This window comes from bacterium SCSIO 12741, from assembly GCA_024398055.1.
In the GTDB taxonomy this organism is placed as follows: Bacteria; Bacteroidota; Bacteroidia; order Flavobacteriales_G; family Salibacteraceae; genus SCSIO-12741.
Genome location: CP073749.1, coordinates 1 through 25,915 on the forward strand (window position 1 = coordinate 1; position 25,915 = coordinate 25,915).

The 25,915-nt window shown below is 43.6% G+C and carries 21 protein-coding genes; 13 read left to right on the plus strand and 8 right to left on the minus strand.

The genetic code is table 11. The features are described from left to right. The first annotated feature begins 21 nt into the window (after positions 1 to 21). Together dnaA and KFE98_00010 are read left to right on the plus strand one after the other, a co-directional pair. Positions 22 to 1,458 (plus strand): chromosomal replication initiator protein DnaA, encoded by a 1,437-nt coding sequence (gene dnaA / locus KFE98_00005; protein ID UTW62578.1) that lies wholly within the window; start codon positions 22 to 24, stop codon positions 1,456 to 1,458. A 105-nt stretch (positions 1,459 to 1,563) separates the two neighbouring features. Further along, on the plus strand, positions 1,564 to 2,559 hold the full coding sequence (locus KFE98_00010; GenBank protein ID UTW62579.1) for an endonuclease/exonuclease/phosphatase family protein: 996 nt from the start codon (positions 1,564 to 1,566) through the stop codon (positions 2,557 to 2,559). Positions 2,560 to 2,743: 184 nt separating this feature from the next. Here the strand turns inward: KFE98_00010 and KFE98_00015 are convergent, their stop codons facing one another. The 4 genes from KFE98_00015 to KFE98_00030 form a co-directional block, all read right to left on the minus strand. Further along, positions 2,744 to 3,796 (minus strand): PorP/SprF family type IX secretion system membrane protein, encoded by a 1,053-nt coding sequence (locus KFE98_00015; protein ID UTW62580.1) that lies wholly within the window; start codon positions 3,794 to 3,796, stop codon positions 2,744 to 2,746. A gap of 9 nt (positions 3,797 to 3,805) precedes the next feature. After that, positions 3,806 to 6,052: a PKD domain-containing protein gene (locus tag KFE98_00020; GenBank protein ID UTW62581.1), complete on the minus strand. Its 2,247-nt coding sequence runs from the start codon at positions 6,050 to 6,052 to the stop codon at positions 3,806 to 3,808. Between the two features lie 66 nt (positions 6,053 to 6,118). Further along, positions 6,119 to 6,472 (minus strand): hypothetical protein, encoded by a 354-nt coding sequence (locus tag KFE98_00025; protein UTW62582.1) that lies wholly within the window; start codon positions 6,470 to 6,472, stop codon positions 6,119 to 6,121. Further along, positions 6,469 to 7,152 (minus strand): hypothetical protein, encoded by a 684-nt coding sequence (locus KFE98_00030; GenBank protein ID UTW62583.1) that lies wholly within the window; start codon positions 7,150 to 7,152, stop codon positions 6,469 to 6,471. The genes KFE98_00025 and KFE98_00030 overlap by 4 nt, the downstream gene beginning before the upstream one ends. A 91-nt stretch (positions 7,153 to 7,243) precedes the next feature. Here KFE98_00030 and KFE98_00035 point away from each other — a divergent pair, with 91 nt between their 5' ends. From KFE98_00035 to KFE98_00045, 3 genes are all read left to right on the plus strand, one after another. Beyond that, entirely contained in the window at positions 7,244 to 7,591 is a 348-nt protein-coding gene (locus tag KFE98_00035) for a 4Fe-4S dicluster domain-containing protein (protein ID UTW62584.1), read from the plus strand. A 97-nt stretch (positions 7,592 to 7,688) separates the two neighbouring features. Next, positions 7,689 to 8,549, plus strand: coding sequence for a hypothetical protein (locus KFE98_00040; GenBank protein ID UTW62585.1), 861 nt, complete (start codon positions 7,689 to 7,691; stop codon positions 8,547 to 8,549). After that, a complete protein-coding gene (locus tag KFE98_00045; GenBank protein UTW62586.1) occupies positions 8,546 to 9,385 on the plus strand; it encodes a DUF4476 domain-containing protein in 840 nt (279 codons plus the stop codon). Before KFE98_00040 ends, KFE98_00045 begins: the two co-directional genes overlap by 4 nt. A gap of 13 nt (positions 9,386 to 9,398) precedes the next feature. Here KFE98_00045 and KFE98_00050 read toward each other — a convergent pair whose 3' ends face one another. Further along, positions 9,399 to 11,129, minus strand: coding sequence for a tetratricopeptide repeat protein (locus KFE98_00050; GenBank protein UTW62587.1), 1,731 nt, complete (start codon positions 11,127 to 11,129; stop codon positions 9,399 to 9,401). A gap of 1,222 nt (positions 11,130 to 12,351) precedes the next feature. Between KFE98_00050 and serC the strand changes: the two genes are divergently transcribed. The 5 genes from serC to KFE98_00075 all read left to right on the plus strand — a co-directional run bounded on the left by serC (position 12,352) and on the right by KFE98_00075 (position 16,923). Next, a complete protein-coding gene (gene serC, locus KFE98_00055; protein ID UTW62588.1) occupies positions 12,352 to 13,425 on the plus strand; it encodes a 3-phosphoserine/phosphohydroxythreonine transaminase in 1,074 nt (357 codons plus the stop codon). A gap of 26 nt (positions 13,426 to 13,451) precedes the next feature. After that, positions 13,452 to 14,402 (plus strand): D-2-hydroxyacid dehydrogenase, encoded by a 951-nt coding sequence (locus KFE98_00060; GenBank protein UTW62589.1) that lies wholly within the window; start codon positions 13,452 to 13,454, stop codon positions 14,400 to 14,402. 68 nt (positions 14,403 to 14,470) lie between these two features. Next, complete coding sequence (locus KFE98_00065) at positions 14,471 to 15,718, plus strand: DUF1015 domain-containing protein (protein UTW62590.1); 1,248 nt, start codon at positions 14,471 to 14,473, stop codon at positions 15,716 to 15,718. Continuing rightward, a complete protein-coding gene (locus tag KFE98_00070) occupies positions 15,719 to 16,384 on the plus strand; it encodes a YggS family pyridoxal phosphate-dependent enzyme (GenBank protein ID UTW62591.1) in 666 nt (221 codons plus the stop codon). Then, a complete protein-coding gene (locus tag KFE98_00075) occupies positions 16,381 to 16,923 on the plus strand; it encodes a hypothetical protein (protein UTW62592.1) in 543 nt (180 codons plus the stop codon). Before KFE98_00070 ends, KFE98_00075 begins: the two co-directional genes overlap by 4 nt. A 53-nt stretch (positions 16,924 to 16,976) precedes the next feature. On the opposite strand, the gene KFE98_00080 is transcribed toward KFE98_00075, so the two are convergent. The 3 genes from KFE98_00080 to KFE98_00090 all read right to left on the minus strand — a co-directional run bounded on the left by KFE98_00080 (position 16,977) and on the right by KFE98_00090 (position 23,931). Then, positions 16,977 to 21,812, minus strand: a complete 4,836-nt coding sequence (locus tag KFE98_00080) for a T9SS type A sorting domain-containing protein (protein UTW62593.1) — start codon at positions 21,810 to 21,812, stop codon at positions 16,977 to 16,979. Between the two features lie 207 nt (positions 21,813 to 22,019). Beyond that, positions 22,020 to 22,973 (minus strand): phosphoribosylaminoimidazolesuccinocarboxamide synthase, encoded by a 954-nt coding sequence (locus KFE98_00085; GenBank protein UTW62594.1) that lies wholly within the window; start codon positions 22,971 to 22,973, stop codon positions 22,020 to 22,022. Next, complete coding sequence (locus tag KFE98_00090; GenBank protein UTW62595.1) at positions 22,966 to 23,931, minus strand: PhoH family protein; 966 nt, start codon at positions 23,929 to 23,931, stop codon at positions 22,966 to 22,968. The genes KFE98_00085 and KFE98_00090 overlap by 8 nt, the downstream gene beginning before the upstream one ends. 144 nt (positions 23,932 to 24,075) lie before the next feature. On the opposite strand from KFE98_00090, the gene KFE98_00095 reads away from it, so the two are divergent. The 3 genes from KFE98_00095 to KFE98_00105 all read left to right on the plus strand — a co-directional run bounded on the left by KFE98_00095 (position 24,076) and on the right by KFE98_00105 (position 25,856). Beyond that, positions 24,076 to 24,858 carry an SAM-dependent chlorinase/fluorinase gene (locus KFE98_00095; protein UTW62596.1) on the plus strand — a complete coding sequence of 261 codons (783 nt, stop codon included), beginning with the start codon at positions 24,076 to 24,078 and terminating at the stop codon, positions 24,856 to 24,858. Further along, complete coding sequence (locus KFE98_00100; protein UTW62597.1) at positions 24,855 to 25,142, plus strand: antibiotic biosynthesis monooxygenase; 288 nt, start codon at positions 24,855 to 24,857, stop codon at positions 25,140 to 25,142. The genes KFE98_00095 and KFE98_00100 overlap by 4 nt, the downstream gene beginning before the upstream one ends. Before the next feature lie 90 nt (positions 25,143 to 25,232). Next, positions 25,233 to 25,856 (plus strand): hypothetical protein, encoded by a 624-nt coding sequence (locus KFE98_00105; protein UTW62598.1) that lies wholly within the window; start codon positions 25,233 to 25,235, stop codon positions 25,854 to 25,856. Positions 25,857 to 25,915: the final 59 nt, after the last annotated feature.

Here is a 25,915-nt window from a genome sequence, read left to right on the forward strand (position 1 = left end):
ATGAATTTTGATGAGCTAAAAATGAGTATTAAACATCAAGATGAGGTCTGGAATAATTGTCTTTCGGTGATCAAAGACAATGTGAATCTACAAAGTTACAAGACCTGGTTCGAGCCCATCAAACCACTCCGACTAAAAGATAATGTATTAACGATTCAAGTGCCTAGTCAGTTCTTCTATGAGTGGCTTGAAGAGCATTACATTACCTTATTGAAAAAAACCATCAAAAAAGAATTAGGGGCCGAAGGAAAACTCGAATATTCGATCATCATGGATAATAGCTTCAATTCGTCGAAGCCATATTCCATTCGGATTCCAACTAGCAATCGGAAGGAGACGAAAAACCCTGCAGTGGCCATGCCATTGAATTTGGGTGGAAACAACACCATTAAAAACCCATTTGTTATTCCTGGGTTGAAAAAGGTGGTAGTCGACTCTCAATTGAATCCAAACTACTCCTTTGACACGTTTGTGGAAGGAGATTCTAACCGGCTTGCACGCTCTGCAGGATTTGCAGTGTCTAACAAGCCCGGAGGAACTGCCTTTAACCCTCTACTGATTTACGGTGGAGTGGGATTAGGAAAAACTCACCTGGCTCACGCTATTGGGATTGAGATTAAGAAAAATCACCCCAATAAGACAGTCTTGTTTGTATCCTCTGAAAGGTTTACCCAACAGTTTATCGAATCGGTACGGAACAATACACAAAACGACTTTGTGCATTTTTACCAGATGATCGATGTGTTGATTATTGACGATGTGCAATTTTTCTCGGGTAAGGAGAGAACCCAGGATGTATTCTTCCACATTTTCAATCATCTGCACCAAAATGGTAAACAGCTCGTATTGACGTCAGACAAACCACCTGTAGAAATGCAGGGCATGGAACAACGTCTGCTCTCCCGATTTAAATGGGGTCTATCTGCAGACCTTCAGGTACCATCTATTGAAACGAGAATTGCAATTCTCGAAATGAAAATGTACCAAGAAGGCATTGATCTACCCAAGGATGTTGTGGAGTATTTAGCATACAGCATTACCACAAACATTAGAGAACTGGAAGGTGCTTTGATCTCCTTGATCGCTCAATCCTCGCTCAACAAAAAATCCATTACCCTGGAGTTGGCGAAGAAAATGATCGACAAGTTTGTGAAAAACACAGCACGTGAAGTTTCGATTGACTACATTCAAAAAGTTGTGTGCGACTACTTTGATTTGAATATCGAACTGTTGAAATCGAAGACGCGCAAACGGGAAGTGGTTCAGGCCCGTCAAATCGCCATGTACTTCTCCAAGAAAATGACCAAGTCTTCCTTGGCCAATATTGGAGCCCATTGCGGTGGAAAAGACCACGCTACTGTATTGCACGCTTGCAAGACGGTAAACAACCTGATGGAAACGGATAAAACCTTTCGCGGGTACATTGATGAATTGGAAAAGAAAATTGCCTTGCAATAGCCAGGTAATACCAAGGAGATAAAGAAGTCCCGCTCTGCTTTACCGCAGGCGGGCTTTTTTTTTCGTCTCAACTTGTCGTAAATTGCGACAACTAATCCCCAAACCATGAGCAAATCGAATAAACTTCGGGTTGGCACTTTCAACCTTTATAACCTTGCCTTGCCCGAAGTAAACTATTACCCCGGAAGATCCTATTCGGAAAAGGAATACTACCGGAAGCTAAACTGGATCCGCCATCAAATGACCAAAATGAGGCCGGATATCATGGGCATGCAGGAGATTTTTCACGACCAATGCATTGAAGATTTAATCGCCAAAAAGAATTACCACTTCGCTTCCGGATACACACCTCCCGAGAAAAAAGGTGAACTCTCCCCTTTTGTGGGCCTGCTATCTAAGTACCCCATCCTTGAAAAGGAGGTTTATACGGAGTTTAAGAGCCAATTGGATGTGGATGATCAGCTTATTCCCTTTAAGCGATTCTCCCGCCCTATTTTGCGCTGTCGATTAGAAATAAAGAAAGATCTGGAAGTAGATGTCTTTGTGAGTCACCTTAAATCGAAGCGTCCTATTTTTCCAGAACACATGGAAGAACAGCAGGTAAAGGACCCTATTGAGTTGGCTCGAGGCCATGCCCGAGCCTTGCTAAAACGATCGGTGGAAGCAGTGGCACTTCGAGAAATTCTCGCTGGATTTATTCAGCATACAGATCATCCGGTAATAGTTTTGGGCGACCTCAACGATTCGGATCGATCCACTACCACCACTATAATTCAGGGAGATCCACCCTGGGCCAATGAAAGGGATTTGGAAAAGAAGAAAAGGATTTGGGACGTACTCCTCTATAACGTTAAAAACGTACAGGCTCGCAGAAGCTACAAAGACCATTACTATACCCACATTCACAACGGTCACCACGAGGCCTTGGATCACATTTTGGTGAGCCAGGAATTCCATTACCACAATCAGGATGGCATTGGAAGCATTGAGTACGTTCGGGTGTTTAATGATCACCTCATTGACAAAACTCTAACTGACGAAAAAGTTCCACGCTGGAAATCGGATCATGCTCAAGTATTAGCGACGTTGGAACTAAAGTGAGAATGGGGTATCAGTGCGAGGACGGGTTTGAGTGCGAGGAATTCTTAGAACTATAACCCTCTTCAAATTTTCTGAATTCGGTCTAATCTGAAAACGCACTTCTTAGTGTGAGGACGAGTTTGAGTGTGAGGAATTCCTGGATTTAGATCCTCGTTTTCGCTCTCGGCCTTCGTCTTCGTCTTGATTAATGAATTCTGTCGAATCGATCGTTCGAGTGATTCGTCTGGATACCTTTCTTGTAACCCAATTTGTAGTGCAAGAGTACTTCCATCGCACCTTGGTAGCGTACGGCTTGAGAAAGGGAGCTTAGGGTAAGATCATAACTAAATCCAACACCAAGACCGGCCCAGTTGAACTGAGTCTCCAGAATTACAGCATCGCCCCAGCGGTAAAACCCACCGAACTCAAGCGTAACTTCCTGCACATTACCGGTGATTTTACCGGCTTCTTTCAGTACAAAGTCAACACTGGTACCGATGATGTAGTAACGCTCATTGCCCTGGAACATCATAGCTCCACGAGGAATGAATGCAAAATTATCGGAGTGAGAGTGCAATTCAATTTCACCATTGATAAAAATGCTGGAAGACAATTGATATTCGGTATTCAGGTATTGAACTTTAGGACGATTCAGGTTGTTGATAGCAACACCAAACATGGTGCGGATATTGGAGTGATTGGAATAGAAATGATGAAATCCAGCTCCCATTCCAAAATAGGTTTTGGAGGCTTCACCAGCATATTCTCCAGGAATGGTTTGGTCGAAACCAATCTGATTCCACTGAGAACCCCAATTGAGACCATTGTAGTTCATGGATTTCTGATTGAAGGTTCCTTTCAATCCTACTGACCAGAAATGATTTTCATCCGGATCAAAGGACTTACCAAAAGCCAGGTTCAATCCTCCGGAAAAATTCGAAGACTGCGAAACACCAGCATCATCTTTAAAGGCATAAGCACCAAGGGCGAAAAAATCTTGGCCTGTTACATCAGACAAAATGGGCATATCCAAAGATGCTCCCATCGTTGTATACGGATTTCCACCGGTTTGTCCCCATTGGGTTCGGTAGTGACCATTGAAGCGAAGGCTTCCATAAAATACACCCGAAGTAGCCGGATTGAACATAACCGTAGCATCCGAAAACTGCGAAAAGTGAACTTCCTCCTGTGCAACTGCGATACTCCCGATACCTAAGCCAACAGTAAGTGTAATTAATCTGATTAGCGATTTTATCATCTATCTCTTCTAGCGTACCAGGGTAACGTTTCCTTTCAACTCTTTATACTCCCCGTTCTCGTGCCAAACTTTGACAAAGTAAGTATAAACCCCGGGATCCAACTCTTTTTCTCTTTGATTTCGGTAAGTACCATCCCATCCGGCACCTACAGGATTAATGTCTGATTCCCAGACTATTTCATCAACCACCTTGGTTTCAAACACCACTTGACCATACCGATTATAGACCCGAGCATCGATCTTGGTAATCTGATTGCCAAAAATGTAAAACTTATTGTTTTGAGAAGCCCCGGTTCCAGGTGTAAAGATATCTGGAGCACCCGCATAGTATCTCAAATTGATCGAAATAGGAATAGAATCCAAGGCTCTACAACCGTTGTAGTTCTCTTTTAAGACATAATACAAGGTGTTCACCTCTGGTCTTACTGGAGTAGTTCGAGAATTAGGACTCCTGATGTTGTCGTATCGGATATTACCCGTAACACTATCGAGGTAGTACCAATAGTAGTTGAAGCAACAACAGCTATCTCCATTGAAAATGTCGAATTCAGTTAAATCGCGGCAATACTTACCCGAATAACGCTCAAACGTGGAAACTGAAGTGCTGTATCCCCGAAGAAGGTTTTCATCTTCTACAATCGCTTCAACAGTTGGATTCGGATAAATGGAAACCTTGTAGGGATATACTGTAGAATCTTTACCATGAAGGTTTTCAGCAACCAATACTACCTGAAAGGTACCTGAATCAGCATAACACACCCGGTTAGTATCACCGGTGAAGACCGTATCTTTTTTCGTCGGATGATTCGTCGGTCCATTGGGCGAATACGTGTACCCCGAATCGAGGGCATTCGTATCTATTCCCCAAAAATACCAGGTCAACGTGGGTTTACTTCGAATGTAGAACTCATCTTCAACAGACTTATCGTAAATAAAGGTCAAGCATCTGCCTTCACACGATTTATCCTGCTCCGTGGCGCCAACGATCCTCGCCACTGCAGGAATACAGGCCTGTACATGAACCGTTTTAGTGATAAAATCAGCTCCTCCAGTTCCGGAGGCACTTAGCGTTACCGTATAAGTAGTATCGCGACCAAAACTACCCGCACATGGGTAATGAATAACTACATTGGGATTGGTATCATTGGCAATTCGGCAAAATCCAGAATCATCTTCAGCTCCTGGGAAGGACCAATAATAAGAACTAACCTGTCCACTACTGGTATCTTGAAATATGACCGAATCTCCTGCACATATCGTAATGGTGTTGCTGAGCAAACCATTCATTTTAAAGTTTGCCTTCGGAGGTTGATTACAATCGACTACTTCAATATAGTTTGTCTTGACTTCTGGAGTTCCTATCCCATTTCCATTCCACACATTTAAACTAATGGTGTATTGCCCAAGTGCTGTAAAACAAAAGGTGGGATTTTGTGCATTACTCGTATCCTGGGCTAATCCTGTCCCAAAATCCCATTTCCACCTATTCGGTCCTCCGGTGGATAGATCCGTAAAGTTTACGCAGGGCTGCGATAAACAGACCGTTTGTTTATTGGATGAAAAATTTGCGACTGGTGTACCCGAGGTACTTCCCGTGAGCATCACATCATCGACGGCAAATCCTGGGGCGCTCCCCGCATCAGGATTGATAAAAACAAAGGCAAAACGAAGCTGTGCTTGATTCTCAAAAGCCGGAAGCGAAATCGTTGCTAATTTCCAATTGGTATCTGCCACATAAACATTGGGCGTTTTTATCCAAGTGTTCCCTCCATCAATACTGTAGAATACCTGACCAGAGGTATCCTGATTGGCCCAATTGAGCCACCAAAAGGAAAAGGTAACGTTGGTTAATCCAGTGGTAACATAATCAGAAGCCATGTGAGCCATATACTGCTCATTAGGCCCGGGAGCCAAATAAGAATAATTAGCATTGTTTACTCCAGCACCAGCAGCAGTACCAGAAACAATATGCAGGTAATTACTATTTGGGTTTTGTACAATTGCTGCGGGCTGAGCCGCAGTATTTCGAATCGGAACGGGTACGGTGACTCCGGCATAGTCGTTATTTACTACCCAATGATTTTCTCCACTTGGCACACATGGCCTTCCGTGAATGGTGTGAGTAGCATTAAGGCTCCATTTTCCTGAACCGGCCACCTCAAAACTATCCTGAAACAAAATCACCTGGGAGTGAGCCTGTAATACGCCTAAAAACAAAGCCAGAACCACCCCTATTAATTTTGATCGTTTTCCCATATTATCGGTTCATTTGTGCCTCAAAATAAAGGCAATCTGGTAAATATTCAAATTTATTTTTATCCTCTACCCGATGTTAAGAAGAAAATCCAAGGTATCAACATGGTCGGCATACTCATTCAATGCTGGATGTTGCGCCTTTCCAAATGGTATTTCCCCCTGTCCTATAGTACATTGAATCTCCCCTTGAAGTTGGGTCCAATTTACCTTAACCTCTTTCAAATCAGTATAATATTCGTAGAACAACACGCCGAGAGGTGAATGTAAACCGGAATCCTCTTTTAACAGAACAAATTCATTGTCCAGCAACTGCTCCTTGTTCATCAAATACAGCGTTCTGTGGTAGAGGTAGTTATTCATGTATTTCTTGTGCTGCATGAGATCGGCATAGGGCAGGAAATTTTCAAATACCTGACTCAACTCATAGCCTTCGGGAATCCAAATTTTGGATACGTTTCTACAGCCCAATCCGAAATATCGAAACACATCTTCCCCAAGGCTTGGAGTTCGTCCGCTGATTCATTTCCCGTTAAAACAGCTACCGAAGTCCGGTTCTTTCTAATGATGTGCGGATATTTGGAAAAATAGGTTTCAAAATACCGGGCTGTATTGTTACTTCCTGTGGCAATAACCGCATCGATGTCTTTTAACTGAGTAACGGGGCGAAAAGAATCTTTCATTCTGGGCTCCACCTCCGCTAAGAGTTCTAATAAAGGAGGGAACAAAACCGAATCATCGCTCGACATTTTAACGGCCGCCTTGTGACCTGATACCAGAACGGTTAGAAAATCATGAAAACCAACCAAAGGAATATTGCCGGCCATAACAATACCTACCCATTTGGAAGGCTGCTCATCGGCAAATGAATAGTTGACCACCCATTCATTGAGCGCCTTTTCTTCGAGCATTTCCCGTACCCGTTCCAAAGCAAACAACACCTGATCTTCTGAAAACCAGCCATTTTTATGAAAAGCCAATCTAACTATCGGGTTCCAATCCTTCCAACTCCTTGTCTCCTCTCCTTGCTGATACTCCTTGAGTAAATGCTCTATGGCATCGCCCCAGGCAGCCAGTGCCTTTATTCGCTCCTGTAAATTCAATTCTTTTTCTGTTTTAGGAAACCTTTGCTTTTGACCTTTGTCCCTATCTTTGCGCCAAATTTAGTCGAATACACCAAAACAGATTTTTGCTATGGCGATAATGATCACCGACGATTGCATCAATTGCGGAGCATGTGAACCCGAATGTCCAAACAACGCTATCTATGAAGGCGGCGTAGAATGGCGATTTGCGGATGGCACCTCTCTTTCTGGCGACATTAACACTCCAGGAGGAAATGGATATAATGCAGACGATGAACAAGAAGCGGTGTCGATGGATTTCTTTTACATCGTTACGGACAAGTGTACCGAATGTGTAGGTTTTCACGATGAACCTCAGTGCGCTGCTGTATGTCCTGTTGACTGTTGTGTAGATGATCCTGATCACCGGGAGTCAGAAGATCAGCTGACTGCCAAGAAGGATTTTATGCATCTTTAGGCACTAAATTAACAACCCAATAGTTAATACTTAAAGCATGGATGAGCCAGATGGGATTCCCTTCTGGCTTTACTTTTGTTAGTGTATTTCTACTGAGATGAGGAGGTTGTACTTCATAGCGATTTGTTCGTGGTTCGCCGTTCAGGCGGCTCAAGCCCAGGAATTAAACCCGGGTAGCGTGCTTTATACCCTACGCAAATCTACCTTGGATGCAACCACTGATCAGGAAAGAAAACAGCAAAACGAGGCTTTTAAAAAGGAGCTAACCAAAGCCCTGGAACAAAAAAAAGTAGCCGACCTGACTCAGGACAGCATTCCAAACTTGGGTATCTTACTGGCTCCAGATCGACAGTTTACACTTTATACCTGGAATTGGATTACCGAAGATGGGGCCTTTGTGTACGATTGTCTTATCCGATTCAAAAACGGAAAGATTCTGTCCCTCCACGACCAATCTGATCACATGCCTACCCCTGAATTACAACAATGCCAGGCCAAGAATTGGTATGGTGCCTTGTACTACGACATCATCACTACGAAAAGTAAGGTTCAGGGCAAGTATTACATGCTTCTGGGATGGGATGGGAATACTCCTACCTCCACCCGAAAGATTATCGAAGTGATGTATTACGACGAGATTCGGGAAGATTGGTTTTTCGGTAAAAAAGTATTCGGCCCTCCCTTTCGTGATCGTATGCGGTTCTTTTTGGAATACTCCGCTGATGTGGTTGTATCGGTTAAATACCATTCCAAGTCCAATCGAATTGTGTTTGATCACCTGGTTCCCTCCAATCCCGGCTTAGAGGGCATTTATGACTTTTATGTTCCGGATCTGAGTTTCGATGCCTTTGAATTTCGGAAAGATTACTGGTATTTTATCCAGAATGTAGACATTCGCGGGGAACAAACGATGGATAACTATACGACTCCGGAAACGGAAATAGAGATTAAACCGTGAACAAAACCTTTCTGATCCTTTTCTTAAGCTGCCTTTACCTCGGCTCTATGGCCCAGGTCGAATTGGTGGTTCAGCATCCAGATAAGGACAAGTTTTACCTCTTCGTTGACGGATTGCGGGAAAACGAAGATCCACGTTCAAGGGTAAAGGTGAAAAAACTTCAGGATGGCCCTCACCACATCAAGGTTATTTTTGAAAAACCTCAAGGCAGTACACCACAACTAAAAGTAAACCTGGAAGCGGGTTATGCCTATGAATTTGAAATCAAGAGGTATGCGAATGGAACGCGAAAGTGGTTGGCCTTAAACGAAATATCCAAGAAAGAACTACCACCTAAAGTGGTTAAAAAGACTCTTTCTGATACACTTCCGGTTCAAGAATTGAAAGTTGCCTCCGACAAATCTGATTCCTTATTTAATGCCCACCTTCCTATTCCCAAGATTTCGGAACCGTCAGATTCTGCTAATCGGGTAAACATTATGCAGGATTCAGTGGCTCTACCTCCTGGCAAAATGGAGTTTCAATGTCAAAATCCGGTGCGTCCACTCACCTTCGACACCATACTTGAAGAGCTTCAATCGGCCCCAAAGGATGAAATGAGATTGGAAAGAGCTCTCTCCTATTCAGAAAAGCATTGCCTGAGTGCCATCCAGATCATGGAAATACTACAGCTATTTGATCAGGAGAGCCTTAAGATTGATTACGCCACCCACGCCTACCGCTTTTGCTTCGACCCTATGAACTATCAGTTTGTTGAGGATTCTTTTAAATACGAAGCTTCAGCTCGGGAATTGCACAATCGGATCTATAGCGAGCAAGAAAAGAGTAAAAGGTAGGCTCAACCCTATATTATAGGTTACTCAGAATTTCTTCCAGATCATCCTCAGGAGACAATCCCAATTTTTTCTTCAATCGAAATCTGGCCTTTCTGGCCGATTCGGAACTGATGTTACGAATACGAGCAATTTCCTTATTCGATAGCCGCAGGCGTATTAAGGTGCACAATTCCAATTCCGTGCTACTTAGTCCTGGATAGTTGTCTTTGATTTGCTGGACGAATTCGTTACCTACTTCCTCCACCTTTTCCTGCAACAGATTTTGCTTTTCATCCAACACCAATTCGCTCTCCATTTCCTCAATGAGCTGCTTGATGTTAACTACTATCTCTTCCACCGTAAGGGTCTTCAGTGATTTGTTAATCTCCACCAGCTTTCGAGCCCATTTTCGTTGCCTACCTATACTCATGGCCATATCCGAAAGATCGCGCTGTTTAAAGCGCAATTGATCGATGGCATATTGTTTTTCGAGTTCCTCCTCGCGTAACTTGGATTCCAAGAGTTGGTTTTGAACGGCAACCAATTCCGCCTGTTTACGCTGAAACTGTTCCCGTCGACGGTAAAACAGGTATCCAATGATTCCACCAGAACAACCTAAAACCACCAGCAGCACAATGAGCAGGTTCTTCTTCTGCGATCTTTCTCGAGAAAGCGCCAACTGTTCATCCTTTAGCTGAGCCGCAATTTGTTGTTCCTTCAAAATACGGTTGTGTTCAAACTCAGCTAAGGTTTTTCGGGCATCATTTAATTTTTGCTCCTTCATGGAGGCTATGGTTTCGTCCCATACCCGTACTCGCTCCGCCCAAATAAAAGCTTGAGCCATTTTTCCTGTACCGTAGTAATAATCCTTCCAGGAGTCCATCAGGCTTCGGGTAAACTCCTCCGATCGTCCACCATTAAACTCTTCCAATGCCCCATCCAATTTCAAGAGAATCGGTTTTGCTTCGGCATACCGCTGGCTCTCATTCAAAATTTTTGCACGTAGTAACTCGGTTTGCAAGTAACGATCAAGGTTTCTCCATTCAGGCATTTCTGAATATTCCAGCCTCCTCAAAATATCCTCGCATATAGCTAAAGCTTCGTCGTAATTGTGAATTTGCAAAAAAGCCGTAGCTCGGTTATCCTGAATACTGAAGAGCAAATCGATGTCATTCAGGGAATCATGGTAGAGATCAAGGGCATGATCATAATAGGTAAGGGCAGAATCATAAAGTTCCATGCGTTCAAAACAGATCCCGACGTTGTTGAGCGCTCCTGAAACCAAGCGAGTATTATGAATTTGTTGGGCAGCTGGAATGGCCATTTTAAAATAGACGAGGGCCGAATCGAACTGACCTTCCGTAGAATAGACGGCCCCCAAGAAAGCGAAGGGAGGAATTTTGTTTCTCCTCTTCAGCTCCTCACTTCCCATACTGGTTTTGATCGCCAATCGACCTTGCTTGATAGCTTCATCAACAATGCTCAGTGACTTCAATGTGTAAGCCAAACGCTCGTGAACAATGTATTCCTTATCCGCAAAGTCCTTTTTCAAGGCTGGATCGTTGAGCATTTCATAATAGATCTTGATAGCCTCGTGTTCCTGACGGTGATTCCTGAAATACTCGGCCTTCGATATTTTGGAATTAAAAGCCTCCTCCAAAAAACCAATTTCTTTCGGTTCTTGTCCAAGCAATACCGTTCCTTTTAAGAACCAAAATCCAAGAAATACATATACCGCATAAATAAGCGGACTCCTTCGCACCATGGCTTCAAATATAAAAGCTTCAATCTACCCCACTCCAACTTGACTTTGATGAGTTCTTATGTACCTCCTCTGAATAAGGCACTCAAATTCGAGCCAATTAGAGTCCCATGTACAGCTAAACAGCCCCTCAAAGTCATCTTTTCAACCTTCATTTTTCATTCCGAAGTCAAGAATTCCAATTAAATCGAGAAAAAACATCTTTAAAAAGGCTCGAAATAACCACCCAGATTTGAAAGAAAGGATTTGAAAAAATTTGAAAATCGATGTATCTACGCCTATTAAATACACCTGTATATAATTCAAGGTGTTCGGAATTTTTTATGCTATGCAAGCATAACGAAATCCCTATTCGCGCATACAAAACCACCCCGTTTATCAACGTTTTCATGTTGATTAGTCCACGCTTTAAGAGCTGCTTGTCCACGCATTGTCCACACTAAAAAAGCCAGTATTTGCGGGAACTACCGTTCATTTGTCTCGGATTCAGCAATGAGAAAAACTGCTGACCATTTTTGAACTCAGTTAATAGAAACACGAAAAAAACAAGTTATGCTCGCTCCATTAATTCTCCTTGTTGCTTTTGGAACGCTTTTCATCTTCGTTATCGGTTGTAACTGCATCGGATCATTTAAAAAGAATGTCCGCAAACAACAATCACTTCAGGCTCGGAGATTGAACAACAATTCCATTGAAGTAACCAAGGGATAGGTCACGAACAAATTGTCATCATCCAACTCTAACGTTCTTTCATTCTAAACCACAACCTCATTTCGGAAAAAGATACCAGCCTAGATCTTTTTCCACACGAGCTCTCTGTTAGTAAGCCCGCAAGAGGATCCCGATCGGACTCTCTCCTACTTCGCACACCGGTCAGTCCTCTTGCACCAAGGCTTACTCAAAAGCTTGGTTGCTTTATTTACATTTGAAGCAACCAGAGAAAACGGATAGGGTCTATGATGTCCCTGTCACATGATCTCTCTGTTAGTAAGCCTGCAAGAGGACACCTCGATCGGACTCTCTCCTACTTCGCACACCGATCCGTCCTCTTGCCACAAGGCTTCTTTCCCTTTTTATTTCATTTTATTCCCGATTTCAATTCAATTTCCATTTCCTTAGTAATTAGATGCACTTTTATTAACACCTATAAGTGACATCCCTCACCTGATTCCTCGATTTTTTTTATCAATTTCGCGGCATTAACATTCCAATTAATTCCATGGATATGAGCAAAGTCCACAATTTTAGCGCAGGCCCGTGCATCCTTCCACAGGATGTTTTTCAAGAAGCCTCAAAAGCCATTCTCAATTTTGATGAATTAAACCTTTCACTAATCGAAATTTCGCACCGTAGCAAAAACTTTGTAGCGGTTATGGAAGAGGCTCAGTCTCTGGTAAAAGAAGTGTTAGGTGTACCAGAAGGTTACAGCGTTCTATTCTTACAAGGAGGAGCCAGTTTAGGTTTCCTGATCGCAGCCTACAACATGATGAAAGAAGGTGGCAAGGCTGCCTACCTGGACACTGGTGCCTGGGCCGCAAAAGCCGTTAAGGAAGCTGCATTTTTGGGTGAAGTAGACGTTATCGGATCCAGCAAGGATCGTAACTACTGCTACATTCCAAAAGGATACACCATTCCAAGTGATGCGGACTATTTCCATTACACATCAAACAACACCATTTTCGGTACCCAGGTAAAATCGGTACCTCAATCTGATGTGCCTTTGGTTTGCGATATGTCATCTGATATTTTCTCCCGCAAGATCAACGTAGCTGACTACGACTTGATTTATGCCGGTGCGCAAAAGAACTTAGGTCCTGCCGGAGCTACATTATACATTGTAAAAAATGAAGTATTTGGCAGAAACGGACGTAGTATTCCTACCTACCTGAATTTGGAAACTCATGCCAAAAAAGATTCCATGTTCAACACACCGCCTGTATTCCCAGTATACGTATCCATGCTTACGCTAAGATGGCTAAAGGCCAACGGCGGATTGGACTGGATCGAGGCTCGCAACAACCGCAAAGCTGATTTAATTTACGGCGAAATTGACCGTAACCCCTTATTTAAAGGAACAGCTGAATTAGAAGATCGCTCTCCGATGAACGCTACCTTCGTATTGAACGACGAAAGCCTGACCGATTCCTTTAATACACTGTGGAATGGTGCCGGAATCAGCGGAATCAAAGGACACCGATCTGTAGGTGGATACCGTGCATCCATGTACAATGCGATGGACGAAGCCAGTGTGCAGACCTTGGTTGACTGCATGAAAGAATTGGAAAGAACAGCTGGTTAATTCCCTAAACGAAAAACAACATTATCATGAAAATACTCGCAAATGACGGTATAGCGCCATCTGGAATTGTTCTTCTGGAACAAGCAGGCCATACCGTGGTTACTGAAAAAGTAGAACAAGATGCTTTGGTTGACGCCATTAACAACGAATCGTATGACGTTGTACTTGTTCGTTCAGCAACTAAAATTCGCCAAAACATTATCGATTCTTGCCCTGGTCTCAAAATGATCGGTCGCGGTGGCGTTGGTATGGACAATATTGATGTGGATTATGCCCGTTCAAAGGGGCTTAAGGTATTCAATACCCCATCTGCCTCCTCTCAGTCTGTAGCGGAATTGGTAATTGCCCACTTGTTCAGTTTGGTGAGAATGACCTTTGACTCCAACCGTCAAATGCCTGAAAAAGGCGGAGCTGAATTCAAAACTCTGAAGAAGAAATACGGAAAGGGCGTTGAACTTCGCGGCAAAACTCTAGGTATTGTTGGATTTGGTCGTATTGGACAAAATGTAGCTCGCTACGCTTTAGGTCTTGGAATGAAAGTGGTTGCCCACGATCCATTTATGGATGTAACTCGTATTGATGTTGACGTAGCTGATCAAACGGTTGCCGTTGAGATCGCCAATTCCTCTATGGAAGAAGTCATTCGTCAATCTGACTTCGTTACCCTTCATGTACCTAAGCAGCAAGGCGGAAAAGCCGTTATAGGAAGCGATGAGTTAAACAGCATGAAAGATGGCGTTTACCTGATCAATGCGGCCCGCGGTGGTGTGATCGATGAAGATGCTTTGATCACAGCCCTGGACAGCGGAAAAGTGGCTTCTGCAGCGCTTGACGTGTTTGAAAACGAACCTACTCCAAGTGAAGCCTTGATGGCTCACCCGAAAATTGCCCTTACGCCTCACGTTGGAGCAGCCACTTTGGAAGCTCAATCCAGAATTGGTGAGGAATTGGCAAATTTTATCATTAGCAACAGTTAAAACAGGACTTCGGTCCACGTATATTTGCAGCGCGATACCCCACCGGTATCGCGCTTCTTTTTCTATACATGGCAAAGATTACTCCCTTTAAGGCGTTTCGTCCACCTCGCAACATGGTTCACCTGGTGGCCTCTCGTTCGTACGTGTCCTATTCCCGATCAGGGTTAGCTCACAAACTCAATACGAACCCGTATTCGTTCATCCACATTATTAATCCAGAGTTTGGTATTAAAAGAAAAACCAAACCCAATTCGAATCAACGATTCGAAAATGTGGCCAAGAAGGTGCAGGAGTTTATCGATAAAGGATTTTTCATTCGGGATAATAAAGACACCTTCTACCTCTACAGACAATCTTTTCATGAGCACCAGTTCTGTGGAATTATCGCAGGAACTTCGATCGATGACTACCAAAATGGCGTCATCAAAAAGCATGAGCACACGCTGCTCAAAAGGGAAACCGTCTTTAAAACCTACTTAGAAACTACTGACATCAACGCGGAACCCGTTTTGATGACTCACCCGGATAGTGCCAACCTGGAAGCCATTTTTGAACGTTGCATGAAAGAGAGGCCGGAATACGAATTCCTCTCTTCCAACGGAGCTAACCATGAGCTCTGGCTGATTCAGAACCCAGAAGACATTCAAACCATTCAAGCCGAGTACAACTCATTCGACTCCCTATACATTGCCGATGGGCACCACAGATGTGCCTCTTCCAATCTATTGGGGCAACAGAAGCGGCAAGAAAACCCAGACTACACAGGGCAAGAGAAATACAATTACCTCATGTCCTATATCATTCCGGAAAGTCAACTCTGGATCATGGAGTTTAACCGAATGGTGGAAGATTTGAATGGCCTTTCCCGAGACGAATTCCTCGATCAAGTAAGAGACTATTTTGAAGTAAGTGAATACAAGGGCAAGAAGTTTAAACCAAAAGGCTACAACCAAATTGGCATGTATCTGGAAGGACAATGGTATGCTCTTGATGCCAAGATTGGAACCTTTGATGTAAACCATCCGGTGGAAAAACTGGATGTATCCATTCTATCCAACAACCTGTTGGATCCCATTTTAGGTATTTCTGACTTAAGAACAGACAAACGGGTACACTTCGTTGCTGGAGATGAACCATTGGTCAACATGACCCGGCAGGTGGATAGTGGTAAAATGAAGGTGGCATTTTGCCTTCATCCCATTACCCTAAAGCAACTGAAAGAAGTAGCCGATAACCACCAATATATGCCTCCCAAAAGCACCTATATTGAGCCCAAAATCAGAAGTGGCCTTACTTTGTACCGAATTAGCGAATAGATGACATCCCTTTCCGATAACCTGAATAAGGTCCATGAGACTTTGCCTGAAGATGTAACCTTGGTGGCCGTTTCTAAAACCAAACCCCATGAAATGGTTCAGGAAGCCTATGATGCCGGACAGCGGGTATTTGGTGAAAATAAGGTGCAAGAATTGGTCGGTAAATACGAAGCTTTACCCAAGGATATTGAATGGCACCTCATCGGGCATTTGCAAACAAATAAAGTAAAGTACATAGTACCCTTTGTCTCACTGATTCATGCTGTGGACAGCGAGAAGCTATTGGTAGAAATACAAAAAAGAGCTCAAAAAATTGATCGGGTTCAACCGGTATTAATTCAGCTCTATATTGCCCAGGAAGAATCCAAATTTGGCCTTAGTCAGGAAGAAGCCTTGGCCTTGCTCGATCGATATGATCAAGAAGACTTTAGCCATGTTTCCATTGAAGGAATGATGGGAATGGCGAGCAACTCTTCTAACCAGCAATTGGTAGCATCTGAGTTTGGACAACTTAACCAGTTTTTTAAGGAACAACAGGCATTGCGCCCCTATTTAAAAACCTTGTCTATGGGAATGAGTGGAGATTATACCCTTGCTGTAGAACAAGGAAGTAACATGGTTCGAATCGGAAGTACGATCTTTGGAGCCCGAAATTATACGAAATGAAAGTGGTGAAGGACAATAAAGAAACCGCCAAAAAAGCAGCAGAAGTAACAAAAGGATTGCAGTCTGGCGATAAGAAGTTAGCCCTCAAGGCGGTAAAAAAGGCCCGTAAAGACGGTACTGCTGAGCACATTTCCATGATGATCGAATTGATGGTCAACAACAACGATGATGAACTGAACGGCGAAATCATCAAGTTGCTCAATGACCTGAAAATGCAGGAAGCTGCTGAACCTATTATCGAAGCCTTGAAAGAGGAAGCCAATAAGGACGTGCACATCTTCTTGTGGCAAGCCTTGTGGCAATCCAGATTAGATGCCTCACCATACTTGTCTGACTTGGTGAATTTGGCCTTAAAGTCTGATTACCTGATTCTGTTAGAGTGTTTAACGATTATCGAAAATCTACAAAATGCTCCTGAAGACGAAGTGGTGGTTCAACTAAACACCACGCTAAAAGACGCCGTACTGGAGAATCACGAACACCGGGAATTGATTTTAAGCATGATCGAGGTGCTTAATGATTTGATGCTGGATAAATAAAAAGCCGGATCTCCTGAGAAACCCGGCTCTTCATCATCAAACTAAACTACTAATTACTCAACTACCAATTTGGCGTTCTTGTTCAGCGACTCTGAGCGAACCGTGATCAAATAAACACCAGGTTTTAAGTCGTTTACGGCTATGGTTGTAGAACTACTTTCAGCAGCCAATTGCTCCTGATGCACCACTTGTCCATTGGAGGAATAGATCATCAAATCAATGGTTTCATCTAGGGTTTCATCAAAGGAAATCTCCACCTGGGAACGAGCCGGATTGGGATAAATCGACCAAACATGGTTCGAAGTCTTGGCTGTTTTTATCGTGCTCAATGGGCTTCGCTTTGGAGTGCCTGAGGCATTTCCGGTTGGAATATCATACATATCTCCTCCGAGAAGAATCTGAACGGACTTGGCGTAAACTCCAGCCAGGTTTTCCTTGGGAGCTAAAGTGTTGATTGTGTTCAACTGTGCCGCGTCCATTTCATACCAATTTTTGCCCTGCGATACCAAATCGTACTTCAGTTGAAGAAAATCCTTCAAGTCCACTTCATCCGGAACCGTTGGTAGATACTGAACCAGGTAATTCTGTGCATCGGTAAATTGCCCCAACTCTATCGCTGTCGCAATTTTGTATTCATCCGACACTACATCGCCATGCTGAATTACAAAGGCCTGAATACTATCGTAGCTCAAGGAATCCTGGAAGTTCATTAATACTTGCCCACAGGCCTCAAACAATCGGCTGCGGTGAGATGCGATTTGATTTTCCAACAAAGAACGATCACTGATCTCTGCCTGCTCAGCGTCAATTTCTGCCATCATTGCCGGTGGCAGTGGATTGGACTGAAGCGCAGCATAAACCGTATCCGATAGGCCAGAATGCTCCACCAAAACCGATTTCAGGTAACTATCCGAAAAAGCGGGTACCCGATTGATCATAGCAATCAACATATCGTCTGAGAGATGAGGGCGCAAAGGATTGATATCCATTTCCAAAGCTGTTGTTGGGTAATTGGGATCGTTGATATTCCCAATCACTACTGGATCATCTCCATTTTGCAACTGAAGAACCAAAGGTTGTAGGTCATTTTTACGCATTGGAATGTCGCCATAATACCCACCATTTCCATTCCGGTTTTTGGACGGACAAGTTGCAGAGGCCGATGCACATGATTTAAGTCGAACCCAAGTGCTTACTTCCGAAGATTGAGGAGCCCTCGTATTATTGAGGTCGTATTCATAATTCAGAAAAGGCGTAATGGTCCATGGCGAAGTAGGCTTTTCAATGTGCTCTTTATCGGATGACATTGGAACCAACTTAAATTCATTTCCAGGCAAATCCCCAGCCAGACAAGAGCCTTGATTAGCCGGATCACCTGACGGAGAAAATTGATTACTCATCCAATCCGTTACTTGGTTGTCGTTAAAATCATTGCAACGAATTCGTAGGTAGGCATTATCCTCTTCGGTAGCTATACCAATGGCCATGTTTTCATATAGGTTTCGGTACACATCTCCAGTCCCTACAGAAAAGGAATGCCCCGTATTCACAACATAGGCACCTCTCTGTACGCCACTAAAAGCACCTCCCGGAAGAGTTTTAACCGTATTATCCCACACGTTGAAATAATGGCTGTTGTACAATTCTATTCCATGGCGATCGATATCAGCAGGATCCACCCATCCAAATCCCGGATCATAATGAACCGTGTTGTTGCGTAGTTCATCTCCTCTTCCACCGCGAACAGACAAAGCTCTTTCCACATTGGTGAAGGTGTTGTTCTCAGCACGGGTTCCTTTGGTAAAGTTGGCCGTATTGTTATCCAAGATTCCGTACGACAGGTTTTCAAACGTGGAATAATGAACCAGGTAACTGGCTCCAAGAGAAGAAATTCCCGCACCTTTTCGGTTAGAGAGTAAGTTATAAGGAAATAGCTCTGGACTAGTGTTACGGAATGTGCAATTGTAAAACAATACCCGGTTTACATCCCACAAGGTTACCATGGCCGGTGCACAGTAATCACGATATTGACCATTGGGAAGTTGACCCGGAATTTGCTCCGTTGTTTCAAAAGTGCAATTCGAAATTCGACTTACATTTCTATTCGGATAAGTACCTTGAAAACAGGTGTTACTCACACTTGGGTAACGTAAAAATTCGATGGACCGGGCGTTATTCCTAAAAGTTGCATTGTCAATCGAAACAATCGCACCACCCGAATTGGCCCAATCAATGGATCCATCAGGATTTTGTTTGGAAGTGGAAATGGCGTTCTCAGCATTAGAAAGAATGGCACCATTGATTAAGCGAACTTTTCCTTGATTTGCGGTCGTTTGAGGCAAACATGGATTTCCCCAAACTCTAATTCCGGACCAGAGATCGCATAGGGAAGTAATCGTTCCACCATCCACAATTAACTGAGCTCCTTGCTCAACAATAATGCTACGACCCTTGGCCATTTTTACCGTACCGGATATGGTTAAAGTATGACCACTTTTCACAACCACATCGGTGAGTTGCTCCCGGTTGCCCCAAGGTGCTGTGGGTTCGTCGATTTCGGTAACATGCAATTCCACCTGATGATCAATCGCCAAGTCTGCCACCCAAATTCCTCTTCCATAGGTAGAGGCATATAGTTTCCGTGAACAATAGTCGATTTGAACATCCGTCACCTTCACCACAGGTAAATTCATATTGTAGCATTCCCAGTTTGAAGTAGGTGATTTGGGATCCAAATTGACGAAAACCCCAACATCAGTTGCGGCATACATGATTCCGTTAATCTTATCGATTTCCAGATGGTTAATTGGAAAATTAGGAAGACCATTATTTATTTCTTCCCAATTTATGCTTGCGTCAGTTACGTCGGCATGGTACAAGATTTTACGAGAGTTTGGTTTTGTATTTTGGTTTAAGCCAATCCAAATTTCATTCTCATCATCCGGAGCAACGGCAATCGCTGTAAAGCCCTGAACCAAATCCTTAGGAGCAAGGTGGGTAGCATTAACCAAGGTGCTGGTCAAATCTTCACGCTGCCATCCGGATGGAGTATCTGTAAATTTCCACAATTTAGCCGTCGATTTCTCTCTCTTCAGGTCCCCTATGTAGAGTACATTAGAGTTACTTGGAGCCGCTCGAAGTGAAGATACATGATGAGTTCCGAGTTTCGGTTGAACCCGGGTTCCTGTCCCGTTGGATGGATCATAAATCATCAACCAATTACCCGGGAAAGGTGATTCATCACTTGGACGTTTATAAGCATAAAAAAGCCTGCCATCAGCCCCTATATCCATCGGAAAATCTCTACCTCGATCAAAGTGTGCAGTGCTTACACCTAAAGATTTACTGGCATCATTTATCGGATATTCATAAACGGTGGAATTTTGTCCCACATAAAAGCTTTTACCTTCTTCGTCAATGGCGGCTCGATACCCATCACCAAAAACTATATTATCCCATTCTCGAAATCTATAGAAGAATCCCATGTCCTGAGCTCCCGCAGCTTCGAAACCGAGTTTTGAAGACACGCCTAAGCCGAAGAACTGCTGAATAGATAATCCAAAACCATTTTTGTTGTACCAAGTATAACTGGTGCCATTGAAAACCCAGTGGCCGATTCCACCATCATGGGCATTATAAATTCGCTCGTTACCCTCTAAATCAATTAGGGCCAGAATATCTCTTTTGTCTGGGTGAGGCTTCCAATAATTGATTTGTACGGCGGTAGCGGCAACATTCTTGGTACCACTTCCGGTAGCCGTAGTTAGATCAACCTTCCACAACTTAACAGTTCCTAGGTAAAATAGATTGGGGTTGGTTCTTGAAAGCTCAATATCATTCATATACCAAGACCCTTTCTTGTCTTCCTCATCTTTAGTATCAGGGTTGGATATTTCATAGGCCTGCCAGGATATGGATGCGGCTGTCGGATTGGATGTTGTCCAAATGAATTTCGCCCCATTTTTATGTTGAGCATAAAGAACAACCAAATCGTCATCTGCAGGAGTAACAGACAAATCAATTCTTTCAAGCTTCGTATTGTTGTCGACGTCACATACTCCTGGAATTTGACAGGTTTTGTCTACCCAGGTATTACCACCATCATCGGAAACTACAAACCGTGATCCCGTCCCAGTTCCATCTGAAGCTCTGTTGTGATAGGTAGTTGCATAAATCTTATCTGGATCATTAGGATGCACCTCGACATCTAAAAAAAATCCGGCATAACTCGCAGTTCCACTGGTATTAGTATACTTAAGCGTATAATTATCACCGCCGTCCGTTGACAAATAGAGTTGATTTTGGGAAGCCACAATTACATGTCGCTTGCCATTCGCACCAATTTTTCCGGTATACCTTACTTGCTGAGCGACTAAGGGTTCATTAACCACATTGTAATCAATACTGGTTGAATTCCAGGTTAATCCACCATCAGTACTATGCATTACACCAGCGCCATAATAGGTCAATAACCCAATTTCATTGATTAGACCTATACCGGTGGCAATAAGAATGTCATCGGCATCATCCGGATTTATGGCAATATCAAGCACCCCCATTCCTGGAAGTCGGGATGCACAGGTAAGACATTCCCAATTTGGATTCGCCGATTCGTAATTTGTGGTTTTCCAAAGGCCCGAATTCTCGGTACCCACGTAAACCGTATTTAAGCTCGGATCATGAACCTTATCCACATAAACCTTAGAGGTTCGTCCTACATTTTCATCCACATTATCACTTTGTATATCGTGATCTGGTGTGATTCGAACCCAAGGGGTATTATAACTGCCCGACCCTCCACAAATCGGGGTCAACGTTTGACTTTTGCCTAAAAATGGCATTGAGAGGAAGCTCAAGGCTACAAGCCACCCCATTCCAGGTATTCTCATTAAATCTGTTTTTGAGTTGAAAATTTGCATCTATCAACCCGAAAATAGACCCTACCTGAAAGGCTTAAAAGGGGCAAAATTAATTCGGTAGCTGTGCTCGGGAATTCGGTAGAATTGGGCTTGAATGTGGTCGCATTGGGCAAACCAATCCCCTTCACCTCAATTTTGAAGTGTCCGTCAACTTAAGTAAACTGGGGGTTTACGGAATTAGGCGTTGGCCTCAAGCCAGGAATTGACGCTACCTTCTACGCGATTGGAAAGTTGTGATACATCCCCTTTTTGAAAGGATTCTCCGGTAATCTTCTCGAAGAGTTCAATGTATCGATCACTCACGGTCTGTACAAAGTCATCGGGCATCTCGGGCATGGATTGTCCCTCTAACCCTTGGAAGCCATTTGCCATAAGCCATTCACGAACAAACTCCTTGGACAACTGCTTCTGCTTTTCATCTCTATCCTGACGTTCTTGGTAGCCATCAGCATAGAAATAACGAGAACTATCAGGCGTGTGTATCTCATCGATCAGGGTAATCACTCCATCCATGTCCTTTCCAAATTCATACTTGGTGTCCACCAGGATGAGGCCTTTCTCTGCAGCAATTTCAGTTCCTCGTTGAAACAAAGCCCGAGTGTAGTTTTCCAATTCGATATAATCCGCTTCCGATACAATGCCCTGAGCAATGATCTCTTCCCGGCTAATATCTTCATCATGGCCCTCTTCGGCCTTAGTGGCTGGTGTAATGATGGGCTCTGGAAAACGGTCGTTTTCTTTCATCCCTTCAGGCATAGCCACACCGCAAATCATCCTTCTACCGGCTTTGTATTCACGCCAGGCATGACCAGAAAGGTAACCGCGAATCACCATTTCAACCTTAAACGGTTCGCATCTTTTTCCAATGGTTACCTGAGGATCTGGAGTATCCAGTTTCCAATTGGGAACAATGTCAGAAGTAGCGTCCAAAAAGCGGGAGGCAATCTGGTTGAGCACCTGTCCTTTAAAGGGAATTCCTTTGGGGAGAATAAAATCGAAGGCAGAGATTCGGTCAGAAGCCACCATGACCAAAAGATCTTCACCAATGCTGTAAACTTCTCTTACTTTTCCGTGGTAGTAGGTCGTTTGCCCTGGAAATTCGAACCTTCCATCCGTCAATGTATTACTCATTCTCCTGTTCTTGTTTTTTATCGTAATCGGCGTATTTGCGAATGATGGATCGAACCAGTTTGTGGCGGATCACATCTTTTTCATTCAAGTAAATAAAGGCTATACCGCTGGTTCCTGGCAAAATCTTGTTGGCTTGTACCAGACCACTTCGCTGCCTGCTCGGAAGGTCTATTTGTGTTAAGTCTCCTGTGATCACAAACTTGGCTGAACGCCCCATTCGAGTCAGAAACATCTTGAGCTGACTCTCGGTAGCATTTTGTGCCTCATCCAAAATCACGAAGGCCCGATCAAGGGTCCGTCCACGCATAAAGGCTAACGGAGCAATTTGAATTACCCCTTTTTCCATCAAAGCTCCGAGCTTATCGGATGGTATCATATCCCTTAAGGCATCGTACAACGGTTGTAAGTAGGGATCCAACTTTTCTTTCAGATCACCTGGTAAGAATCCCAGGTTTTCTCCTGCTTCCACAGCTGGACGGGTCAAAATGATACGCTTTACCTCCTTGTCTTTCAAGGCTCTAACGGCCAAAGCAACGGCTGTGTAGGTCTTACCCGTACCCGCCGGGCCAATGGCAAACAGCAGGTCACTTTGTTCAACCGCCTCCACCATTTGAGCTTGATTGGGAGTTCGGGCCTTAATCGGCTCGCCATTCACTCCATAAAGAATGGTTTCATTCTGTTTGCTCTCCGGGTCATTTTGAACCGCATCGCGCTCCATCACCCGCTCGATATCTGCTTGGGTGAGCTTATTAAATCGTTTGTAGTGGTTGTATATATCGTGAATGGTCAGCTCAAATTGCTCCAATTCCTGCAGGCTACCCATTACCTTAAGCGTGTTGCCCCGGGCAATAATTTTGAGTTTGGGAAAGTAATGGCGAAGCAGGTCGATGTTTGCGTTGTTGGCTCCGAAAATTTCTACTGGATTCTCACTATCAAATTCAATGATCTTTTCCTGCAATGTATTGATTATTAGTTAAATGCGTTTTTTATTTAAATCTAATTTTAATCCCTTTTTCTCCCGCTTTGGGTGGCCTAAATGTTTAAATTTGCCAGCAGCAAAGATATTTCAAAAGCACGAAGCCCCAGCGGATTCAACCGATAAATGAAGATCGTTACACTCACCACTGATTTAGGTACCGATTATTACAACGCTGCCCTCAAAGGAGCCCTGTTTACCCAATGTCCGGATGCAACGGTAGTGGATATCAGCCACCACATCAGTAAATACAACATTGTGGAAGCGGCTTTTGTGCTCAAAAACACCTACCGGGAGTTTCCCGAAGGCACCATCCACATTATCGGAGTGAAGCCCGAAGTGACCAATGAATCGGTTCATGTGGGAGTTTATTACAACGGCCACTACTTCATTGGAGCAGATAACGGAATATTTTCCTTGCTATTGGACGGACCTCCCGAGAAAATAGTTGCCCTCAACATTTTTCATGATGCGGAAACCATGACTTTTCCGACTAAAGACATTTTTGTAAAAGCAGCATCTCACCTGGTTAGAGGTGGAACGCTTGAGGTGATCGGAACTCCGAAACTCTCCCTGCTGGAAAGGCAAATGTACCGGGCCATTGCGGAGGAAGACAGCATTCGAGGATCGGTAATTTATGTGGACTCCTATGGAAATGTGGTCTCCAACATTACCGAAACCTTGTTTAAACAAATCGGACGGGGTCGTGATTTTGTGATTTCGACCAAAGTGAGCCGATACAACATACATCGCATTAGCAGCAACTACAGCGATGTAACTGAAGGCGAACGATTGGCTTTGTTTGGCGCCTCGGGTTACCTGGAAATTGCCATGAACATTGGTCATGCGAGCAACTTACTTGGCCTTCATATTAACGACACCGTTCGAATAGACTTTAGCAACTCATGATTCGTCGCATTGTAAAAATGACTTTTAACCCGGAAAAGGTGGAAGATTTTCTGGCCGTTTTTCGTGAATCCAGAGACAAAATTGCCTCCCAACCAGGTTGCACTCATTTGGAACTATTCCAGGTGACTGATCGACCTAACATTTTTATGACCTATAGTTATTGGGAAGACGAATCTGATTTGGAGAATTACCGGCATTCTGATTTGTTTAAATCGGTTTGGGCTCGGACCAAAATTCATTTCGCCGATCGCCCTGAAGCCTGGTCGGTTAAGGTGCTCGATTAAACGTTCATTTCACCTGTTTTAACAGGGGCTCCCTTCTATATCACCCTCGGTTTTAGTATCTTTTTAAGGAACCAAAATCTAATTTCCTTTATGAACCAAAACCAAACCGATCAATCCACGATTGATGCTTTTGAAGAAACCCTATTTGTCGTATCTGAACCCTTTTTAGCCTACTACCTAAAGCCCTTTTCGATTCTTCTTTTTCTCATTTTGTTAGCAGTTGGGGGCTATCTCGGGGATGTTCTATTCATTCCATATACCATCTTACTGGTTTTAGGCCTTGTTTTTTGCTGGGTGCTTCGAACTCGCTATCACTTCGACCTATTTGAAATGAGTTATAAAAATGACTACTCGATTTTAGGGATTTCATTTGGAGGGAAATGGACAAAGGTTCCTAAGCCAAGTTATTACACCTCTAAGATGGAAACCACCCGTTTCCGCACCAGTAGCCCACTTCATGGCCAAGCCACTGGTATGAACTACAACGAATCCGTTTGGAAAATTTTTGTGCATTCCCCCAGGGGAAAGGCCTACCTGCTCTATGAAAACGCAGAAAAGACAAAAGTCGTTCAAGCCTTATCAACTGCTCTTGATTTTTTAGACCTGCCCGTTTATTCAGGAATCAAAAGGGAAGACAGACTCATATTACGGGCTGGAATTCACAATGGCAAGTTGGCCCTCGTCCACAAGAAGAGACAAGCACCTCGTCGATAATCAGCCATTCCTTGTCAGGAAGGCTACGCTTTTGGCGTTTCACATTTACCTAACTTTCC

Coding starts and splice junctions, on each gene's coding strand:
- dnaA (UTW62578.1), top strand. CDS start 22: ATGAGTATTAAACATCAAGATGAGGTCTGGAATAATTGTCTTTCGGTG.
- KFE98_00010 (UTW62579.1), top strand. CDS start 1,564: ATGAGCAAATCGAATAAACTTCGGGTTGGCACTTTCAACCTTTATAAC.
- KFE98_00015 (UTW62580.1), bottom strand. CDS start 3,796: ATGATAAAATCGCTAATCAGATTAATTACACTTACTGTTGGCTTAGGT.
- KFE98_00020 (UTW62581.1), bottom strand. CDS start 6,052: ATGGGAAAACGATCAAAATTAATAGGGGTGGTTCTGGCTTTGTTTTTA.
- KFE98_00035 (UTW62584.1), top strand. CDS start 7,244: ATGGCGATAATGATCACCGACGATTGCATCAATTGCGGAGCATGTGAA.
- KFE98_00040 (UTW62585.1), top strand. CDS start 7,689: ATGAGGAGGTTGTACTTCATAGCGATTTGTTCGTGGTTCGCCGTTCAG.
- KFE98_00050 (UTW62587.1), bottom strand. CDS start 11,129: ATGGTGCGAAGGAGTCCGCTTATTTATGCGGTATATGTATTTCTTGGA.
- serC (UTW62588.1), top strand. CDS start 12,352: ATGAGCAAAGTCCACAATTTTAGCGCAGGCCCGTGCATCCTTCCACAG.
- KFE98_00060 (UTW62589.1), top strand. CDS start 13,452: ATGAAAATACTCGCAAATGACGGTATAGCGCCATCTGGAATTGTTCTT.
- KFE98_00065 (UTW62590.1), top strand. CDS start 14,471: ATGGCAAAGATTACTCCCTTTAAGGCGTTTCGTCCACCTCGCAACATG.
- KFE98_00070 (UTW62591.1), top strand. CDS start 15,719: ATGACATCCCTTTCCGATAACCTGAATAAGGTCCATGAGACTTTGCCT.
- KFE98_00075 (UTW62592.1), top strand. CDS start 16,381: ATGAAAGTGGTGAAGGACAATAAAGAAACCGCCAAAAAAGCAGCAGAA.
- KFE98_00080 (UTW62593.1), bottom strand. CDS start 21,812: ATGAGAATACCTGGAATGGGGTGGCTTGTAGCCTTGAGCTTCCTCTCA.
- KFE98_00085 (UTW62594.1), bottom strand. CDS start 22,973: ATGAGTAATACATTGACGGATGGAAGGTTCGAATTTCCAGGGCAAACG.
- KFE98_00095 (UTW62596.1), top strand. CDS start 24,076: ATGAAGATCGTTACACTCACCACTGATTTAGGTACCGATTATTACAAC.
- KFE98_00100 (UTW62597.1), top strand. CDS start 24,855: ATGATTCGTCGCATTGTAAAAATGACTTTTAACCCGGAAAAGGTGGAA.
- KFE98_00105 (UTW62598.1), top strand. CDS start 25,233: ATGAACCAAAACCAAACCGATCAATCCACGATTGATGCTTTTGAAGAA.